Source organism: Enterobacter cloacae complex sp. IR5459, from assembly GCF_049238005.1.
Classification (GTDB): domain Bacteria; phylum Pseudomonadota; class Gammaproteobacteria; order Enterobacterales; family Enterobacteriaceae; genus Enterobacter; species Enterobacter hormaechei_C.
Genome location: NZ_JBMKIG010000015.1, coordinates 64321 through 83557, shown reverse-complemented (window position 1 = coordinate 83557; position 19237 = coordinate 64321). Strand labels below are relative to the sequence as shown.

Sequence of the window (19237 nt, the reverse complement as noted above, 5' to 3'; positions counted from 1 at the left end):
CCGTAGTCTGGCTTTGTCTGCGGGAAAATAGAGAAAAAATAAACGTACGCTGTGCCGGTTGCATTCGGTCTGAGAAAATCAATCGTGATGGTGTTCCCGCTTATCGTTTGAGTGATTTCGACCTCTACCGTGCAATGAACGAAGGCGACAACAGGCTGACCTGCGGGGAATGTGTGCGTCACTTTGGTATTAAAACCCGATGTTCCCTGAAGTGCCGCTGTCTTTCGCGCCTGTAGAGCGATTGGCGAGCTGTTCGCGGTCACCCATACTTCCCCGCTGGTCGTCGTCAGTAAAACGCCATACTCCGCCATTTATGCCCTCTCGATCTGGAAAATGAGATAAGCCGCTGCCGCAGGCTCAGTCCCTGCTGAGTAGTCGGTATCGCCTACTGCTGACACTGTTGCTGTTCCCCCCGAAATGGTGATCTTCCTCCGACTCGTACCAAACTGATCGCCGTTCATGCTCTGAAAATAGGTCAGCCTGCAACCCGGTGGAAGCGCTACGGTGTAAGAGCCTGTTTTCTGGTTCTGGGCCAGCTGGAGATAGCCGCAAACGCTGACAGGCTTAACGCCATAGTTGTTTACCTTGCCTGATGCGTCCCATGTCTGAACACCATATTCCGCCATCCAGTTCTCCTGAAAAAAAGAGGCCCCGTAAGAGGCCTCCCGTTACCATGTTCCCGTGATTCTCCCGATCTGAACCCTCAACACATTGTTGGCATCCTTGACACTGATCGTTTGATTAGTCTGCTTCATCGCCCCTTCCCCAGCGGTTGAACCGTAGTTCTCAAGCGTGCCCGTTCTGAAGTTTATGGACAGCCCAGCCTGGTTCTGAACGTAGTTAACCGAGCTGATTGTTTCAGCCAGTTTCGCTCGCGTGATAGTGGCATCACCTATTACCGTATCCCTGATAATTACCTGACCGTTCTGAATAACGAACGGTAAGGTCACCGTGGCTCCGGCCTGGTGAGTAACGGCGAAGCGGTCAGCCAGGAAGATAACCTGCGACTGCATACCAGAAGGCGTATTCTCAACGCCGATCCCCATCCCAGCCGCGTAATACTGACCGTTGCTGGATAACCCGACCTTGATGCTGTACATCGCCTTCAGGTCGCCGTTGACGTTCGCAATGGCCTGAGCGTTAGTGGTAATGGCTGAGGTATGTCCGTTGATGGTCGCCGTGATGCCGTTTATCTGCGTGGCGGTGGCCTGCTGGTAATCGGAGAAGGTCTGGTTCAGGCTGTTGATGGATGCCTTGTTGCCGTTCACGTCAGTCTGCAAACTCAGCAGCGAACGCGCCGTTGCCTCCCTGTCGCTTGCCATGACGTTATCAAGACGATCGATGCTGGCCTTGCTGTCACCGTACTGCGCGCTAAGTCTCACCCGCTGATCAACCTGCGCCAGCGTACTCGTTATTAGTGCGATAGCGTTATTCTGGATGCCGCCGCTGGCAGTATCGGTTCTTGCTCCCAGCTCCTCCAGGCGGGATGCCATTGATGAAGTCGTGTCGGTGACAACCTGTCGCAACGTGGTAATATCAGCAGTGTTTTGTGAGCTGGCTTGTTCAGCTGCATCTGCCTTACCTGATGCAGCGTCAGCTTTACTCGAAGCCGAATCAGCTTTATCAGAAATGACCTGAGTACTCGCAGTAAGCTGGTCGACAGCTGTCGCCCTCGCCTGCGTTTCATCTGACAGAGCCTGCCTTACCTCGGTAATTCCCGCTTCGTTCTGCGCTGTTTTTACCTCAAGACGAGTAACATCCGTGACGCGAGCCTCCGTCTCAGTGGCGATCACCTCCCGGAGCTGTTCGAAGGTCGCAGAGTTAGCGCCCTGTTGGGCTGTCTGGCGCACGACAACATCGGCAATAGCCAGCGCGTTTCCGATGATTGCTTCAGCGGTCTGCTTGTTCGAGCCAACCGCAGCAGCAAGGCCGTCTGCGTTCTCTTTGATTGCATCAGCCAGTTCTGCCAGTTTTCCGCTGCTGTCCACCGCGTTCTCGATCAAGTCTTTGAACGTATCGGAGCCTTTCATGTCCTCCAGGATTGCATCGGTGATATCGGATACATCGATGCTGGCCTGCCCGCGCACAAAGTCTGTATACCCTGATTCGTTTCCGCTTCGATCTACCAGCTGCGCCCGGTACCAGAAAATTTGCCCTGCCTTAAGGCCCATCTGCTGATACTTGCGCTGCGGATAGGGTACGTCTGCCAGCAGCATCGCATCGTCTTCCGTCCCTGTCAGGCTGTACTGAATTTCCGTCTTCAGCGTGTCGTCGGTGTTCGCCGGGAATCCCCAGCTCAGCTCGATACCGAATACCACGTTTTCAGAAGCGATAAAGCCAACCGGCTTCGGTGGATTGCCCACTTTACCAGTAAGATTTACTTCTGGTGATGTCGCCCACACTGATGAAACGTCGCTGGCGTTCACCGCCCTGACGCGGACCAGATAGCGACCCGAGTAGATACCCTGCACTTCAAAGCCGAGAGAAGACGTTCGGGGCACACTAATCCAGTTGCCGCTGTCACGCCGCCATTCCGCCTCGTACGCAACTGCACCCTGAACAGCATCCCAGGCAACGCGCATGGTGGTAATCGCAATGTTCTGGTTAACCGTAGAGTAACTGTCTACGACGATATTTCCTGGGGGAGCCTGAACCCCTGGCGGAATGACACTGACTGGCCGCTCGTCCAGTCTTGCGCCGGTATCAACAGCGGAATAGATATCAGGGTTGTAAGTCGTCCCGGTGACCTCGAAAGTACCGTCGTTGTTGTCCCGCGTTCCCGTAACACGGAAAAGCGCTATAAACAGATCGTCAGAGTCCACACCCCAGTTACATTCAGCCTCCGGCGTTTCGCTGTAGGGTGTGGTGACAGTGACTGTGTTTCCGTTAACGGCCTGGACCGTTCTGGCCTGAGCTGTGCCTGACGGAAGATTCAAAAACAGCCGGTTCCCGGCCTTCACATCAGCGGCTCGATCGAGGGTTATGTTGCGGCCGTTAACCGCACTCACCCTGCCACCGATAGTTCTTCCGGCCAGCTCGTTAGCTGCCACGCCGATCACCTCACCAACGGGGGGAACGTCCATGCCCGTGCTGAAGGTCACCACCTCGCCGATACCGTTAGTGAGCAGCGCCCAGCGCCCCCGCCGGTTTGCCTCTGACTGCCTGGTGCAGCCGATCGCAGTCATTTCGAGCTGACGATAATCGAAGCGCATGGCCAGATCGTTATCGTAAACAGGCTCAGGCGTGTCTTTATAGTGGTTGGCTGGGTCTGACCAGTTCACCAGCGCGGCAGTGTTTCGGGTGGTTTCACTCGGATCCGCAAAGGTAAATTTTCCTTCAACAACGCTGGCGTGGTTATAGATGTGCCACACATCCCGTGGCATATCAGCCAGGACATACATCTTATTGTCGCCCCAGTACGTCATGCCGCGAAATATACCCGCCAGGTCACGAAGTACGGTCCAGGCGTCATTACGGTCCTGGATATAAACGTTGCAACGAAAACGAGGCTCCGTCCCGCTGCCGCCCTTGCCGTCTGGTACCAGTTGATCGCAATACTGGGCGATGCGATAAAGTTCCCATTTGTCTATCTGAGTCGCATCGATTCTTTGACCCAGCCCGAAGCGCTCGTTCAGAATGATGTCGTAATAAATCCAGGCAGGGTTATCCGTCCACGCCCATTTAAATACGCCCTCCCATGTACCAGAATAAGTGCGGGTTTCGGGATCATAAGTATCAGGTACACGGATGATTCGCCCTTTCGGATTGCACACAACCTGAGGAATGCCATTAGGGAACTGCTTTGCGTCAAACTCTACATACAGCAGCGCTGTGTTAACGTAGCGAAGTTTGGCGTCAATAATTTCAGTAACGGCCACAACGCGCATGGTGTCGACGATATTCACGCTCGTGGAATCCGGCGTGATTCTGCGAACCCGCAACTGCCATCCAGTCGAGGCTTTCGGAAGATTGACGCGGTGACTGCGCTCATAAAGCGACGTGGTTTTGTCATCAACAGCACCGTTAACCACCGTTTCATACGGCCCGCCATCGACCGACAGATCGATAGCATACTCGACGCGGGTGCCGACTTTATCACCGTTGTTTTTCTGGAGTAAAAGAGTTGGCCATCCCAGGCGAATTCGCAGCGCAGAGAGCTGCGTGTTGGATACCGCCCGAACATACGGTACAGCCTGTTTCAGCTCATATGAAACCTGAAGTTCGTTTTCAATGCCCGGAAAGCCCTGAATGTAATCCTGGTCCTGAGTACCGGAACGGAACTCGTATTTTACATTATTGAAATTGTAACTTCCGTCGGCGTTCTGGAGAGGGGTGTATGAAGATGAGTCGCCAAGGAAAATATTTTTACCATCAAGCCCGCCGGCGAACTCCCCCTCCCCAAGAGCAATCAGCACCTTTGCCCTTGCAATGGACTGAATGCTGTCTGGTGCCTCAACAGGCGTACGGGTCTGATTGCTGCCACCTTTGCCGCGGCCTTTGATGATTGTCGTCGTCATATCGCGTCCATAAAAAAGCCACCGTCAGGTGGCTTGCAGTACGTGGTTTTGTTTATTGCTGATCTTCTGCATAAACCCCGGCGGATATAATGGCGCCGCCAATTTCCCGTTGCCCATAAAGCAGGGGGACGGGATTGCCAGATGCCGTCGTGTTAACGGGACCACCAAACGCATAGGAGGGTTTGTTATCAGGTTCCTGACGCATTCGCAGACCTGAAACCTGAGGAGAGAGCATTTGCACTACACCGCCAACGGCCATTGCGGCACCAACGGAAAACATGAGGTTACTTGCTGCGATACTAACTCCCGGCATCCATATGGCAGCAGCGACCAGAGCCGTTCCGAGCAACGCCTGGAAAACTCCAGCTCTTTTACTACCCCTTATCACAGGGATTATTCTTAACTCATCACCCGGCCCCAGGAGTTCAAACTCTTCGTGCCCGATATTGCGACGATCCCGGAAAATAACAAAATCCAGTCCCTTTGCCCGAGCTTCACGCAGATAAGCATCAAAGCCGTCAATGGTGTTAGAAAGCGCCCTGAAAACTTCGCTGGCGGACGTTAGTGCACGGCGATGTGTCCTGCCAAATCGCTGAGCCATTGAGCCGCTGAGTTTGATAACGGTTTTTCTTTCCATTACATCAAATCCTTATAACGCAGAATTTTGATGGTACGGTCACGGTAATAGCCACCGTAGGGAATACGCTGGCTTAGCTGGCCATACATGTGATGCAGTAGCATGTTGCCATCAAGCAAAATCCCGGCATGGTTCGGGACGGTGGACTGAACCTGCATGATAACCATGTCACCTGGCTGAGCGGGACCGTCGTACTCACGGAAACCGCATTCCTGCCAGTTATCCATATAGAGGTTTTCACCCTGCTCCCACCAGTGGCGATCTACGCTGTAGTTGGGCAGTTCAATGCCGTGCTCGATGCGGAAATAGTCCATGATGAGAGACCAGCAGTCTGCATACCCGAGTACAAACTGGCGCCCTGTGAGGGGACGGTCTCCGCGAGGCATGACGGTGCGAATGTCGCCCTCCGGCCACGATGCAATAATCCAGGGCAGTTCCGTGGCATCACACATCAGCATGTCGAGCTCGCTCGGCTGAGTTGTTGCCCCGTCGCCGGGATGGCTGTGGACGATCGCCACCACAGTGCCCTGCTCTTCGGCGGCCGCATAATCCTCAGGATTAAGTTCAAATTGCTCAGTCGGCGACTCAGCATTATTTTTGCAGGGGATGTATTTCTCCACCCGCCCCTTCTGAATAACCACGCCACAGCACTCCTCGGGGAAGGATGCGGCGGCATGGGCCAGAATGGCGCTAACTGTTTTGTCGCGCATGATTATCCTCTCAGAAGTGAAGCGCCGGGGAACCCGCCATAATCCAGCTGTTCATTCTCTCCGAAGCGAGGTTTACAGCCCGTTGACAGCAATCCGGAGCAAACATCCTGTGAAGGATCGTCCACCCGATTGCCGTCTTTATCGAACCAGCCGTTTTGCCCGGCGTAGGTGCAGCCGTTCCCGGTTTTGTACCAGCCCCGCATGCACCACGTGCACATTGGCTGAATTTGCCGGGTCGGAATGAGTTGCCCTCGCAAATCGGCTGGACTTGAAAGCTCAAACTCTACGGTTTCATCGTCTGACCCTGATTTACGGTCGATGTAATAAACCTGTTTGCGCTCCTCGTTGGGATTCGCAGTCGGGTTCCCGCCAGGAAAATTTCTTGCGTCCAGGTAGTGAGCGAAGGTGTCATGGATGATCACCTTTGCTTTAGCCATCCCCTGAAACCTGCGGCACAGCGCGCCAATCGTACCGCTGATGTTTGCAACAGTGAGTGACGGCCGTGAACTCTGGCCGTCACTGCTTACAGATATGCCGGTCAGTTCATACGGCCACGCGCCATACTCCTGCCCCTGCCACCACACCGACTTCGGCTCAAGTTTTGACTCGTCGCCGCCTGCGGCGATGATTTCCGCCTCGGTATGCGGGATTGTCTCGTTGTGAAAGCGAAGAATACCCGCACCGAACGCTGAGCCGTCCACCTCGATCAGGCGGACGCGCTTACCCGGTTCCAGTTTCTGGACATCAGATGAAATACTCATGGATGGTATGCCTGTATGAATGTGCTGCTGAGGGTGTATTTTTTGTTGCCGTGGGTAGATATCTGGAAGGATTCCGCGCGCCATAAACCTGAAGGATCAAGCGGTGGCTTCCAGATAAATGACTTCCACCCTGCATGTCTGTTCAGAAAGTTTTTAATGGCCTGAATGTAAGCCTCGTCGCCGGTAAAGCTCACGCTCCACTGAGGTGTTACCGGGTTGATGCCGTCCCCGGCCACCTGTGTATAGCCATCGCCAAACTGCGCCTTTCGGGTACGAAAACTTGTATCAACCTGAGAGGCAACCTTTGGGCACCAGCTGAAGGTTTCGACTGCCATGGTTAAACTCCCTTGATTAATCGCCACAGAGGCGAGCCCGGCATGCTGGCCTGTTCGTTAATGACACCAGTGATGGCATCCTTAAGCTGCCTGCCTGCTGCTCCGGCAGTACCCTGACTGGACGCCTGTGGAGATCCGCCCTGAATATTGATATCGCCAAAGTTAACTGAAGGCACGCCACCAGAAACCTGCGGCATCCCCACTGCGCGAACGGCAAGATCACCATTAGGTGCCCGCGTGAGGGGCATGATTGCTTCAGGACCTGCCTCGCCGAAAATCCCTGCGCCTTTAGCAAAAGCAAACAGTTGAGGTGTCTGAAAAACGCCATTGCTGTAAGCGCTCAGGGACGGAGAGTCGTAAACATTACCCTTCGCATTAAAGGTAAAGTTCGCGCCAGCATTCTGAATAGCGGTACCGCTACTGGCGGCTGCGGCGGAAGATGCACCGAAGCTGAAGAATGAGCCTAACGAGCTAACACCATTAGCAAGAGCCATGTTGATTGCAACATTTTCAACAATTTTGAGAACACTTATTCCCCAGTCCTTCCAACTGTCTACGTTACCGTTAAGCATGTCAGTAATGGTGGTAACCGCCCCGCCCATCGCCTGCTTCATCCCGTCAGCTGCCATGGAAGAGTAATCTGTCGCTTCATCCACCCAGTTGGCATAGCCTTCAGACAAGCCCGTCATCCAGTCATCCCGCTGAGCATCAGAAGCAGCGTAATATCCTTCCTGGTCGCGCAGGCGCTCTTCAAGGTAGCGCTTATTAAGTGCCAGCCCCTGCTGATAGAACGTCTCGTCGATTTCACCAGCCTGACGCTGGCGGAGAAGATCGGTATTCTTCTGCTCAAACTCCTTACGCAGATTGAACTGCTCCTGAAGTCTTTCACGGAACCTGGCTCCCTGCCCATAGCCCAGCAGTTGCGCTTCATTGGCTGCGCGGGCGCTGGCGTTACTGTCAGCAAGGTTGGCTTCGTAATTTCGCAGTTGCTCACGCAATTTAACCTGGTCAATGAGCGCAGCATTCTGCAATACCGTCTTTTTCTGGGCTTCTGTCAGAGAAGCAAGCTCGCCCTGGCTAACCTGGTATTTAACCTTCGCCAGTTCAGTATTCTGGCCTTGCAGGGCAATCTGCTCTTTTTGCTGCTTGATAAGGCGCTTATACACATCCTCGGTTTTCTCGCCTTCGGTTTTACCACCCTTCGCCTTAGGTTTGTTGGCCTCATTATTCCGCCATTCAGCAAGACCGTTATTAATCAACTCCTGACGGCCTGTCTGGAATTGCGGATCACTGGTTAACCCCAGGTCATCGGCTGCATAACTCAGACGCAGGCGCTCTTTGGCCTCACCCTTCAGGCGTGACAACTCAAGATCCCGACGGCTCTTTTCGAGGGCATCGGTTTGCTTTTTGTCGAGGTCGGCCTGAGGAAGTCTGAGAGGGACGTTCGCCAGCCCTTGCCGAGCCATTAATAGCTGATTTCCCAGCCCCAGCAGACGGTTAAATTCGTCATGCTGCCCATTCATCAACAGGAGAGATTGATAAGCCCGGTTTTGATTAGCAGCCTCTTCTCGAATGAGTGCCACCCGGCGATGTTCAAGCCCTTCCAGAACCTGTTGAATAGAAGCGGATTCTTGCTGCATCTGAGCAAGTCTTTCTTGCTCAACAGATAACTGCTCTGTAGCCGTAGCCAGCCCACGAGTCACAGTGTCCAAATATGTCAGGTGGTTAATCATGAAACCACCGCTGGTAGTTGGACCGGGATTACTAATCACTGACTGATAACCAGCTATCTGCTCTTTCAGGCTTTCAACCTTGCTCTTTTGTTCATCAATTAGCCTGTTTTGTTCATTCAGTGCGGCACGAGTTTTCTCTGCATTATCTGAAGCTTCAGGAAGGGTCATTGCCCTCGTCTTTTTACTGACTTCATCTATCGTGCTGGCATACTCCTGAGCAGAGCGCCGAGCCTGCTCCTGATTTTGATACACCGCATACCAGGCACCGGCTCCAAGCATCACCAATCCCGGCACGCCGCCAATGAGCCCGAGGGCACTGCTTAAAAGGCGGGTGCCAACAGATGTGACACTATTGAGATTGCTTTGGGTGGTAACACGATTTGCAAGGTTCCGGTCTCTGGCGGCCTCCGCGGAAGCCAGGCGTCTTTCAGCGATAGCCTGTGCATCGGCGTTTTTTGCTGCCACCAGACCTGCCTGCGCACGCTCAAGCGCTGTTCTGGCTCTGACTTTCTCTGTAGCAGAACCGCTGGCTAGAGCGGTAGTCAGCCTGGCCTGGGCTGCAGTGACTTTTGCTTCTGCCGCAGCAATTTTCTCTTGCTGCGCAGCCTGAACATCTGCGCTACGCGATCTCTGTACAGCTTGCTGAGCCCTATAAACCTCCGCCCTTGAGGCGGCAACGGCAGACTGCGCAGCCTTATCCTGTGCAACGGCAAGAGCAACCTCTGACTTAGCCGCAGAAATTAGCGCGCCGGTTGCGCTCGTGGCGCTAGTTACTACTCCACTGAGATACCTTGCCAGCCCAACGCCAACAAGTGCACCCGCCACTGTTGTGATCGTGGACATATTGTCTGCAACATCACTTAGTGCGCCGCTTACTGCCGAAGAGGTAAATGAATCAAGCGTTTGGGCAACTCCGTCTAGGCCACCAGATAGCGCATCGGTAGCACCTGTAGCCTGGTTGACACCTCCAACCCATGCCATGAACGAGTTTGTGACTTTTTGCAGGGATCCGGAAACTGTTTGCGGCATGCTGGCAAACTCACCCTGTAATGAGCCCAACTGGCTCATTAATGCAGGAACAACCTTATCAATCGTAAGTTGCCCCTGGTCAGCCATGCTCTTCAGGTCTTTGCGGGCCACGCCCATTCCGGCGGCAAGTGCGCGGATAACACGATCACCTGCTTCGTTAACGGCGTTGAATTCTTCACCGCGAAGAACGCCCTGCGCCAGAGCCTGGCTGAATTGAGTGATAACAGAACTCGCTTCCTGAGTATTAGCCCCCGAAAGTTTAAGGCCGGTAGAAACAGCTTCGGTAATTTTCAGAACTTCGTCAGAGCTATACCCAAACTCACGCATTGAAGCAGCTGCGCGTGAAAAAAGGTTTGCGTTGTCTGAAAACGCGGTGCCAGTTCTTTGGCTGATTTCCATTAACTGGCGCTGAGAGGCAGCAAAATCATCAGCTGAAGATGATGCCTGCTTAAGACGGGCGTTTACTGAATTCCACTCATCAGCAATCTGCACGAGCTTACCAGTCGCAAAAGCGGCCGTAGCAGCAGCAGCGGCTCTTCCTGCCGATGCAAACCCAGCGGTCAGATCAGATAACGCCCTTTCGCTCTCTCGGGCGGCAGCGGCAGCCTGACGGCCACCATTTTGCATGGTGCGGTAATAATCCTGCCCCATACGTGAAGCGCGGGAAATTTCCGTCTGGAATGATTGCGAGTTAGCGGAAATTTTGATTATTAACTCACGTAAAGTTGCCATTTAGTCTAACTCCAGACGTAAAAAAACCGCCGAAGCGGTTTTATTTTTATTGTTTCCAGACCTTTTGCCTGGCTTCTTCGAGGTATTCTTCATCAGTCTTAACCGGTGGGGAATCGACTGCTAAATCACTACCACAGTGCTTACATTTAATAGCTTCGCTTTTGATTAACTCTGCACAGAATGGGCACTTCTTCATACCATCGTTTTCAATTAAGTCTTTTTCTTCTGCCGCAACATCCTTCTTTATTACCAAAGAATGTACAAAAGCAATTATAAATAGCAGAGCACCATACACCCACCATGCAAAGAAAGATCTTCCTTTGCTTTGAGCAATTAAGGCTGGAATTAAGCCTATAACAATTGAAACTAGTAAAATTTCCATTTTGGTTCCCCAGCATTATCAGTCTAAGAATCCTAATATTATCTGGGTCAAAAGTCACTGCGTCGCGGCAGTAAGTGCAGCCTCAAGCCCTGCAAACGGGTCATTCGGTTCTGATTGCTCCTCACCACCCCAGCGCAGGATCGCATCGTCCAGCGGTACTTTTGCCCCCTGCGAACCGTAGATGGCAGAGACGATCTGGGCGGCCTGAATGTCACCGCGAATATCGCCAACCGGACTTTGCCTGTCGTACTCAATCCACATCAGAAGCTCGCTTGCCGTCATATTCTGCCGAAGCTCTGAGAGCGTGCGCCCCATCCGGAGCGCAAGCGACATCAGAAACTTTACGCCGGGGGTTGAGACTTTTCCCGCGCTTCGTCCGCGTTGTTGATCAGGTCAAGCGCCTGTTTGAGCAGGCGTGAATGGACGGGGCCGTAGATTTCACGCACCTGCTCTTCTTCGTCTACGCTGAATACCGGTTGCTTATCGGTGTCGCACAGGACGTCAATGAAGAGCACCACGTCAGCGCAAAGATTACGGTGTGCCTTTTCCGATACCGACACATTTTCATCATCAGCACCCGCTTTCACCACTTCCTGCCAGCGAAGCCAGGCTTCACCGGATGGCTCACGGAGAACCACTTTGACGCCTTCCCACTCAGGAACGGCGACCGTCTTATGACGAAAACCCGACATCTTAGCCAGGGCGAGATTTTTAATATTCTTCATGCGACCTCTCAGGAGCCAGACTCGATGTTTTCAGGCTTACCTTTCAGGCGCAGGGAGAACGTTGCCGCCACTACGCCGTTGGTACCTGAAGACCAGGTGTGCTGGCGGATTTCAGCCAGGAACTTAAAGCCCTTGCCGGACGGGAAGATAACCTGGAAAGCGTAGGTCGTATCGTTGTCATAGGCCTCACGCAAGGCGTCCTGCGCCGGATTCTTGTAGAAGTTGCCGGACAGAGAGATTTCTGACGGAGAAGGCAGGCCGTTGATGTTCTCCTGCTCGGTAGAGCAAAGTGTTGTTACGTCGATATCCTGCTTCTGACCACCGGTGAACTGAATTTCTTTGATGGTGCAACTCAGATCGAGGAAGGTTGCGGAATCCATCGTTTCTTTGGTGGCTGGCAGGGAGGAAATAAGGATCTTCGTCAGCTGCGATTTTTCATAAAGTGCAGACATAGCTGTCTCCTGGAAAAAGAAAACCCGCCATCAGGCGGGTTCGTTGGGTGAATTAATTGTCAGGGGGTAACTTTAAAATCCAGGGTGACACGGTAGAGCCGATAATCTGGCTCGTACCCGGGGATTTTTACCACCTCTGTAGGGGTTAACGGCTCAAGCGAAGCGAGCACCAAATCTCTCAGGGATCGTGATTCAGCGATCGAAGTGGAATACACATCGACCTGAACGGAAACCCTGCTCTCTGCCTGGCCACACAGTACGTCAGCGGAAACATCATCGACGATGGAAAAGATAATCCAGGGTGGAGAGACAGACGGTTTCCCGTCACTACCTAATGGCGCAACATAGGGGTATACCCGTCCTTCTGCCAGGGAAGAAAGCAAGGCGTAGATATTATCTTCATTCACTTGCTCAATACCTCATCAATAGCCTGATTCATCCTGGCAATGGCGACGCTGGCGGCCTCTTCCTCGCGAGTATCGTAAGCGGGTCGCACAAACGGATGTGCAGGCATGTTCGCGGTGCCCAGCTCAACGAATCGCCAGTAAAAGGCGTTTCTCGGGTTATTCGCCTTCATCGTGTTATCGCTGTTTCCGGTGCGCAGGTTAACGCCACGAATATGGACGCCGGAAGAAATCTCCCCGCGGCGGCGGCTTTTTTGGGTAACAACCACCACGTTTTTTTTCAGTTTTCCGGTGCGTACCGGTGCACGTGCGATCACTTCGTCCTTAAGCACCTCCGCACCGGCGCGCGTGGCATCACGAAGAACCTTATTGTTTTCAGCGCGGCTAAGCGCCTCCAGATCCTTTGCGATGTCATTCAGGCCGGAAAAATCGAGGCTCGTCTCAATCATTTTTCGATCCCCTGCTTACAAAGAATTTCGAGCTGAATGCCGCGAGAATCAGGTATCGGCGGACCAATGATATTTAAAATGACACCCTTGAACGGGCCAGTCACAACCCTGAGTCTTGACGCAGCAGTTATATCGTTACGAAATCGAGTCCATACCCTGATAGTGGCTACAGCCGTTTCTGCACCTGCCGCTACAAGCTCACGCCCGCTGATACCTTTAACTTCTGCCCATGTAGTCGCGCCGTCATGCCATGTTTCAACAGGCTGACCAGAAGGGTCTCTGGATGTTGTGATGTTCTGAATTACCACCCTGTCTCTCAGTCTTCCGGCCTGCATACCCCCTCCTACAGTCCATAAATACGGTATGGCTGCAATAGCGCTTCCACAGCAAAAGGTACGGCTGAAGTTATGTTCCCGATGTTTACCGCTTCCCTGTTTGCATACCAGTGACCGATAAGCAGTAGCATGGCTGCCTTCACATCATCATTGAGCAGTATCGGGTCCGGGTCGTCAGCGTAGCCAGGGCTGCTTTCCTTTTCATAGAGCGTTCGGCGTGTCCATGTCTGGACGTACCGGGCCGCTGCACCTGTGTAAATCTCCAGCAGAGCATCATCACCCGTAAAGTCGGTATCAATGCGGCAATGCTGTTTCACCACATTCTGATCAAGCATTTGTTTGCCCCGAAAAAAAGCGGCCCGAAGGCCGCAATAGTTATCAGCTACCCGCGCCGGTGCTGAATGAACCGTAAACGAACGCCTCAGGGCGTTTCACAGCCAGCGCCAGACGTTCTTCGCAGCGAATGGAGATCATGTTTTTCTCGAAGTCGTCGGCGTTTTCGGTGGAGATAACCACGTTGGCATCTTCACGATCGAACAGTTGAGCTGCGGCATTGAATGCGCCTGTCAGGAATTTGCCCTGGAAAGCTGCTGCCTCAGTTGCTACCACCGGAAGCCCCCAAAGCGTAGGGCCAGTCAGAGATGCCGGGTTAGCCAGGATATAGCGGCCCAGACTGTCTTTCGTGAGCTCAATTTTCGCCCAGTCGATGAAGTGCAGAACGTGGCCAGATGCAGGGAAACGAGCCAGTTGAGCCTGAAGCATTGCCAGGCGCAGATCATCAATCCCGTTCTGGCTCTCAACAGAAAATGCCGGGTCGAATGCTGAGGCCTGAGGAACGATGCCGTGCAGGTGCACACCAGTTCCGTCGCCGAACAAGATTTCCTGTTCCTCAACATATTTCAGGCCGTAACGCATCTCAGCGTCAACCGTAGACTGGAGTTGAGCGAAATCGTCAAGGATCTGCTTGGATGCCTTAAACATGTGCGCGATGGTTGTCACCGGCGTGATTTTAGTTGCGAATTCAATATCGCTGTAAGGTTTGGCAGTCCCCTCTGCAACGACTTTCGCTGCATTGGTAAAGCCCGTTTGCTGCACCCAGAAAATAGCCGGTGAAGATGTGCGGCCAGGCGCAATCAGATCACGAATGAAGAGACGCTGTTTTGGTGCAGTGTCGATGCCAGGCAGTCGCTGTGGTTCAACCACGCCATCTGCAACATCTGTAGAAAGCAAGGCCGCGTGAACTGGGACGCTTACGCGCTTATTGCCTTCAACGCTCGCGGCAAAGGCCTTCAGCGCCTCGCTATTAATCACCACCTGTCCAACAGTTTCGGTAACTTTAGCAGCGTTGTTCAATGGCATTTGGGCAACATGCTGTTCCAGCTCACCAAGGCTGGCCTTAAGGGTTTTTTCAGCTTCCTTAAGAGCGTTGAGCTCTGTCGCCATTTTATCTACAACATCTTTGGTCTGAGCTGAGAGCTGACCATTCTTTTTCGCTTCGGTCAGTGCCTCTTCTGCTTTCGCGTTGAATTTGCTGGTTGCATCTTCAATGCTGGCAGTGACTTTTTTCAGAATTTCGTTTACTTCAGACATAAAGGGTCCTTATTTGACTAACGCCGCAAGAGCGTTTTCAAGTGAATTGAGGGTTTCAGGTTTGATATCTTCGGCAGCGCCCGGCGTACCGTCGTTGGTGGTGACAGCGCCAGGCATGCCACCGGATAAGGCTTTAATGAGTTTTCTGCGCTCAGAGCGCGGGGTGTTGGTTTTAGCCAGCAGCGCATCAAGTTTGCGAAGCGCGGCCGCGGGTGATTCATCGCCATCACTGACCGCATCAGCAGAAAGCAGGCTGTCTGCCAGTCCATTCGCCACAGCGTCACTGCCACCGATATAACTCTCGGCATCCATCAGTTTCTGAACAGCTGCCATATCAAGGCCGGAACGCGCCGCGTAGATGTCTGCCATAGCGTTATCGAAGGGCTCAAGAGACTGTGCCAGTTCCGCAAAGTCATGGCGGTTACCCATCGCGTAGACCCAGCAGTTGTGGATCATCAGGAAGGCACCACGGCCGATCTGAATTTCATCCCCGGCCATCGCAATGACCGAGGCGGCGCTGGCGGCAATACCGAGCACCTTCACCGTCACACGGCCTTCGTATTCACGCAGAAGATTGTAGATTGCCAGGCCTTCGAACATGTCACCGCCAGGGGAGTTGATATTGACCGTGACGTCGGCGCCATTCATCGCCCGTAGCGCACCGGCGATACGTTTGGCTGTTACGCCTTCACCCCAGTAGTCCTGCCCGATCACATCAAAAACAGAAATACTGTTGTCGTCGGTGGCCGCAGCCTTGATCCCGCCATCCCAGCGTTCCATGGCGGAGGGTAAAGTTTCACAGGTGACCCGCGCGCAGGGGCGACCCGCCGGTGCTGCCGGAAGTTGTTTTTTGCTCATCAGGAAAATGCTCCTAAGCGGCCTGTTTCAGCGGAGATTGTTCAAAGGAAATGTCAGGGAATATGTGGTTATGCAGTTCTCTCAGGGCCAGAGCCTGAACAGCAGGATTGCTGCTTTCGAGATTTTTCAGTTGCGTCAGGTTGAGCTGAACGGTGTAAATGTCACCCCCTTCAATCGGTGGCATATTCTCAAGACGGCGCACATCATTGCGGGACATCCACCCATTCTGGAGCGCGCTGGTATAGTACGCAGCACGGCCCGCGCTGTCGGCGCGCAGCAGTCCTTCTACGGAGAACTCCGCGAACACCTCATCATCGCTGTCCAGGAGGCACCGTCCAATTTCCTGTTCGATGTTCACCAGCAAAGGTCGCAGGGTGTGCGTCAGGAAAAGAAGGTTCATACCCTCCAGACTCGAAGCCCAGCTGCTCTGCTTTGTCGTATGCCCAACCATATAGGGCGGAACGCGGAACCAGCGGCAGATTTCCTCAATGCTGAATGAACGGCTTTCAAGAAGTTGCGCAGCCTCCGGGTTCATTGTGACGTTCTGGTAAGTTAATTTATTTTCCAGAACCATCAGCTTTCCGGCATTTTTTGAACCGATAAATGACTGAAGGTTCTGGCGCAGTCGATCGCGCTGCTCCTTCGTCAGTGCATTTTCAGAGGACAAAAATCCGGTGCTCTGAAGGCCATTCTCGAAAATTTTTGCTGCCGCTTCATCCACCGACATAGCAGCGCCAAATACATCAACGCCCGCCATCGTTGGCATCATCCCACAAACACCATCCAGCCCGAATCCGCGAATGTGCATCATGTTTTTAACTGGAATGATGCGTTCGTTTCCGTTTTCAGTGTATTTGTATTCCAGCGCTCCGGTAGTGAGACGTTTAACCACCATGTTCTGCGGCAACAAAGGCACCAGCGAAACCAGGCGGTTTGCGATGAACTTCTTCTCAATGAAGGCATTCCCACGAAGACAAATACTGGCTACTACCATCAACATAAAGCGGGATGGCGTCATTTCTGAGTTAGGGCGACGGCACAGCACCGAATAGGCCGGGTGATCGGTCGCAGCCTTTCGAGACCCGTCAGGCTGGCGCACGTATATTTTCAGTGGGAGTGTTGAAATGGACTCACTCAACAGCCTGACACAAGCCCAGACAGCAGAGAGCTTTATCGCTTTATCAGCGGTAACAACCTTTCCGCTGCTACTGGTGCCATACCATTCACGCCAGAATTCACCTGTCGTGAGACTGATTGGTACTCCCAGCCAGTTTAACAGGGCGCTTTTTACACGCCCGGGTTGTTTATTCTTAGCCATCAGATACCCACTATGATCGGTTCGTCAAAAAATCCATCGACATCGCCCTCATCCCCAACATCCCCTTCAGATGCACCAATAGCCATAGCAGATGCCACTACGCCATCAATACGGCCGGTACTCTTTTTCTTGGCAAAGATCCGGTTTTCTTTCTGATCGGCTTCGGTTACTGCTGATGCAGCATTCCAGCGCAGGCAGGGATTGGTTTTGATGATGATGTCGCCGTCATCCAGCCGCTGTTCGAACAGCTCAATAGAGTGCGGCATCCATAACCCTGACTCCTGGGCTTTGTAGTACCCTTGCCCGTGAGGGATCAAAGGCACTGATACGCTGGCATCTTCCAGTTCAGGTTCAAGATATTTGATTCGATACTGGTCAAAGGCTATCGCCTTGATAAAAAACATCTGAGAAAGGTCAGCTATACGTTCAGCAACGAATCCGTACTTAACCGCTTTCCCTGGCGTGGTATGAATGTATCCATCCCGCTCCCACGCGTCATAAGGAACCCGATCCGTTTTAGCCCGATCAAGCAACGTGTCTTTCGGTGTCCAGAACTCCACCAGCAGTTTTCTTTTTTTCGGGAAAAACAGCGCCAGCGCGGTAAGGTCCCGGCTTCCAGAAAGGTCAAGGCCGCCATAACATTCCTCACCCTGCAATTCATGCAGGTCGAAGTCCTCTTCACATCCCATCCACACATCGCTGCTCATCCAGGGATTATCGGCGTCTACCCACTGACAGAAGTTGAGGCGGCGAACGATACTCTCTTTCGACGGCATGCCACGTGCCTGGGTGACCTGTTCCCTCAGATAACGGTCTGTGAAGGTGTGACCAAGCGAGGGGTTAGCTTTCTTCCAGCAGGTCTCGTCCTTAAACGGGTCCTCCCCTTCATCAAGCGAGCAGATGAACGAAAAGAAACTGTCATCCTCGATCGAACCTTCTGCTACCTTGCGCCCGTACTCGTGGTAGTCATAACAGACGCTGGTTTTATCGTGGCCGCTGTTGGTGATCATGAAAATCAGCGCCTGCCGACGTCCTTTCGTACCGGCGCGCATCATCTCAACGACCTGGTTGTTCTTATGCTCGTGAATCTCGTCAATCAGTGCACAATGCGGACGCGGACCTGACTGTCCATCATCAGAACTGATGGGTCTGAAGAAAGACCCCGTCTGAAGGAAAGCCAGGTTCCACTCCTTCCCGGCTCCGCCTGATTTATTAATCCGCTGCGCCAGCGCTGGTGACTGATCAACCATCGCCACCGCGTCCCTAAACAGGATCATGGCCTGGTCTTTTTTCGTGGCCGCGGCATATACCTCAGCACGTGGTTCTTTATCAGCTGTCAGGCAGTAGAGCCCTACTCCGCCAGCCAGCGGTGACTTCCCCGAACCTTTACCCGATTCGACATACACCATGCGAAAACGACGGTAGTTTTCAGAGTTTTTCCACCCAAATATCGAACCAACAATGAAACACTGCCAGGGAAGGAGGATAAAGGGATTACCTTCATGCTCGCCGCCGTTGAGCTTCAGCACTTTCGCGAAAAAGTCGATGGCGCGCTGCGCAGCTTCGGTATCCCAAAACAGCCCCCGGGCATGACATGATTCAAGGTCCTTAAGGTGTCGTTTACAGGCATTTCTTATATCCGGCCCGGCGATTTCCTTACCCGAAACTACATCCATGGCGTATCGCGTTGCGGGATCAACCGAAGAACTGGTTGAACGGGTCTTCTTCTTTTTCTCCACCATCCACTTTCACCTTCGTTCTGGCGGCCGGAGTGAGACCGAATTCAACCAGGTAGCTTTTAAATCGACGATCAGCGTCGGCAAGCATGGCAACCGCCGGGTTTGCTTTAATCAAAAAACCGCCTTCTGTCTGCACTGTGTACGTTCGCCCTTCATCGGCAATCGTCAGACGCAGTTGCAGAATGTCGGCGTAAATATCACAAAGACGTTCGAGCGCCAGCGTATCGGAAATGGTCAGAATTCCCATGCCGTCGAGTAGCACGGTTAGCTTTCCCCAGGCTACCTTTCCCCAGTCAGAGAGATGCTCGGGTGGACTCGGGATTTCTCGCGCCGGTGTGGGCTCTTTGTCGTTGAGTTTGCGTTTGCCCGGGTTGCCGGTTACCACTTTCAGGTGGGTCGGTTTCGGGCGTCGTCCTGCCATCGGAACCTCCCGGAAAAAAACTTTTCATTTCGCGGTTGTGCACAAAAAGGATGGGCGGCGGTCATTCAGGGTGACAGCCCTGAACTTTTACCCCGCCCTTCCCCTGCCCA

The 19237-nt window shown here is 53.1% G+C and carries 19 protein-coding genes and 2 pseudogenes; all 21 read right to left on the bottom strand.

The window, feature by feature from the left end; translation table 11 throughout:
* Positions 1-311: pseudogene (locus ACOTX4_RS23035) on the bottom strand (hypothetical protein); the annotation flags it as partial.
* Positions 312-626: a hypothetical protein gene (locus ACOTX4_RS23030; RefSeq protein WP_017694302.1), complete on the bottom strand. Its 315-nt coding sequence runs from the start codon at positions 624-626 to the stop codon at positions 312-314.
* A 42-nt stretch (positions 627-668) separates the two neighbouring features.
* Entirely contained in the window at positions 669-4517 is a 3849-nt protein-coding gene (locus ACOTX4_RS23025) for a phage tail protein (RefSeq protein ID WP_063132281.1), read from the bottom strand.
* Between the two features lie 52 nt (positions 4518-4569).
* Positions 4570-5154, bottom strand: coding sequence for a tail assembly protein (locus tag ACOTX4_RS23020; protein ID WP_022648879.1), 585 nt, complete (start codon positions 5152-5154; stop codon positions 4570-4572).
* Entirely contained in the window at positions 5154-5864 is a 711-nt protein-coding gene (locus ACOTX4_RS23015) for a C40 family peptidase (RefSeq protein ID WP_023296258.1), read from the bottom strand. Before ACOTX4_RS23015 ends, ACOTX4_RS23020 begins: the two co-directional genes overlap by 1 nt.
* A gap of 2 nt (positions 5865-5866) precedes the next feature.
* A complete protein-coding gene (locus tag ACOTX4_RS23010) occupies positions 5867-6625 on the bottom strand; it encodes a phage minor tail protein L (RefSeq protein WP_016240208.1) in 759 nt (252 codons plus the stop codon).
* Positions 6622-6960: a phage tail protein gene (locus ACOTX4_RS23005; RefSeq protein ID WP_058683958.1), complete on the bottom strand. Its 339-nt coding sequence runs from the start codon at positions 6958-6960 to the stop codon at positions 6622-6624. Before ACOTX4_RS23005 ends, ACOTX4_RS23010 begins: the two co-directional genes overlap by 4 nt.
* A 2-nt stretch (positions 6961-6962) precedes the next feature.
* The gene (locus ACOTX4_RS23000; RefSeq protein ID WP_063844102.1) at positions 6963-10454 is read right to left on the bottom strand and encodes a phage tail tape measure protein; all 3492 of its coding nucleotides are present in this window, start codon (positions 10452-10454) and stop codon (positions 6963-6965) included.
* A 46-nt stretch (positions 10455-10500) separates the two neighbouring features.
* The gene (locus tag ACOTX4_RS22995; protein WP_016240210.1) at positions 10501-10836 is read right to left on the bottom strand and encodes a zinc ribbon domain-containing protein; all 336 of its coding nucleotides are present in this window, start codon (positions 10834-10836) and stop codon (positions 10501-10503) included.
* Between the two features lie 54 nt (positions 10837-10890).
* Positions 10891-11169, bottom strand: coding sequence for a phage tail assembly protein T (locus ACOTX4_RS22990; protein WP_032624421.1), 279 nt, complete (start codon positions 11167-11169; stop codon positions 10891-10893).
* Between the two features lie 8 nt (positions 11170-11177).
* Positions 11178-11561, bottom strand: a complete 384-nt coding sequence (locus ACOTX4_RS22985; protein ID WP_001549114.1) for a phage tail assembly chaperone — start codon at positions 11559-11561, stop codon at positions 11178-11180.
* A gap of 32 nt (positions 11562-11593) precedes the next feature.
* Positions 11594-12013 (bottom strand): annotated as a pseudogene (locus tag ACOTX4_RS22980) (phage tail tube protein); the annotation flags it as partial.
* Positions 12014-12072: 59 nt separating this feature from the next.
* Positions 12073-12420: a tail completion protein gp17 gene (gp17, locus tag ACOTX4_RS22975; RefSeq protein WP_063922089.1), complete on the bottom strand. Its 348-nt coding sequence runs from the start codon at positions 12418-12420 to the stop codon at positions 12073-12075.
* A complete protein-coding gene (locus ACOTX4_RS22970; RefSeq protein WP_022648887.1) occupies positions 12417-12866 on the bottom strand; it encodes an HK97-gp10 family putative phage morphogenesis protein in 450 nt (149 codons plus the stop codon). Before ACOTX4_RS22970 ends, gp17 begins: the two co-directional genes overlap by 4 nt.
* Positions 12863-13201 (bottom strand): phage head closure protein, encoded by a 339-nt coding sequence (locus ACOTX4_RS22965; RefSeq protein WP_022648888.1) that lies wholly within the window; start codon positions 13199-13201, stop codon positions 12863-12865. The genes ACOTX4_RS22970 and ACOTX4_RS22965 overlap by 4 nt, the downstream gene beginning before the upstream one ends.
* A gap of 8 nt (positions 13202-13209) precedes the next feature.
* On the bottom strand, positions 13210-13536 hold the full coding sequence (locus ACOTX4_RS22960; RefSeq protein ID WP_022650848.1) for a head-tail connector protein: 327 nt from the start codon (positions 13534-13536) through the stop codon (positions 13210-13212).
* A gap of 43 nt (positions 13537-13579) precedes the next feature.
* Positions 13580-14791 carry a phage major capsid protein gene (locus ACOTX4_RS22955; protein WP_023296252.1) on the bottom strand — a complete coding sequence of 404 codons (1212 nt, stop codon included), beginning with the start codon at positions 14789-14791 and terminating at the stop codon, positions 13580-13582.
* Positions 14792-14800: 9 nt separating this feature from the next.
* A complete protein-coding gene (locus ACOTX4_RS22950; RefSeq protein ID WP_270090471.1) occupies positions 14801-15649 on the bottom strand; it encodes a head maturation protease, ClpP-related in 849 nt (282 codons plus the stop codon).
* 13 nt (positions 15650-15662) lie between these two features.
* A complete protein-coding gene (locus tag ACOTX4_RS22945; RefSeq protein ID WP_045347669.1) occupies positions 15663-16967 on the bottom strand; it encodes a phage portal protein in 1305 nt (434 codons plus the stop codon).
* Positions 16967-18709, bottom strand: a complete 1743-nt coding sequence (locus ACOTX4_RS22940; RefSeq protein ID WP_080339344.1) for a terminase large subunit — start codon at positions 18707-18709, stop codon at positions 16967-16969. Before ACOTX4_RS22940 ends, ACOTX4_RS22945 begins: the two co-directional genes overlap by 1 nt.
* A complete protein-coding gene (locus tag ACOTX4_RS22935; protein WP_111947035.1) occupies positions 18663-19127 on the bottom strand; it encodes a phage terminase small subunit P27 family in 465 nt (154 codons plus the stop codon). Before ACOTX4_RS22935 ends, ACOTX4_RS22940 begins: the two co-directional genes overlap by 47 nt.
* Positions 19128-19237 lie beyond the last annotated feature (110 nt).